We start from the raw sequence: 578 nt of genomic DNA, 5'->3' as shown, positions 1-578 counted from the left end.
GGCAACAGCGCCGTGATCCGCTCGGCCGCCTTGCTGCAGCGCCACGACCAGCGCATGATAGGCAACCGCACCGAAGCCACCTGGAACGGCCAGATCGCGGGCCGGCGCAGCGACTGGGCGTTCGGGCTGGAGCTGAGCCTCAACCGCCAGACGCGCTTTCCCAACAGCCTGTCGGCCACGGTGAGCAGCGTGAATCCCTATGCATTCAGCACCGAACAGTTCTTCGACATTCCGGGCATGGCACCAGGCTTCAGAGCCGACCGCGACAACCGCATCGAGACGGCGGCGCTCTACGCCGAGAACCGCACCGCGCTCACGCCCGCGCTGCACCTGGTCACGGCGCTGCGCCACGAACGCATTGCGCTCGAATTGACCAACCGCCGCGAAGTCACGGCTGCGAGCCCCGCGGCGTTCGCGCGCAGCTACCACCCGACCACGGGCCGCATCGGTGCGGTCTGGGATGTCGCGCCCGGCGCCAACCTCTACGCGCAGTACGCGACCGCCGCCGATCCGCCGTCGGGCGTGCTGTCCACGGCCTCGTTCGCCGATGTGCGCAACAACAGCGCGCTGACCACGGG

1 protein-coding gene is annotated in these 578 nt (G+C 69.4%); it reads left to right on the top strand.

Going from position 1 to position 578, the window contains the following annotated elements:
• On the top strand, positions 1 to 578 hold a 578-nt coding region (locus tag D3H34_RS33550), incomplete at both ends, for a TonB-dependent receptor domain-containing protein (protein ID WP_147400640.1).

Source organism: Acidovorax cavernicola (genome assembly GCF_003581445.1).
The sequence above is the reverse complement of the archived record's forward strand: the minus strand, read 5'-3'. Positions and strand labels throughout refer to the sequence as shown.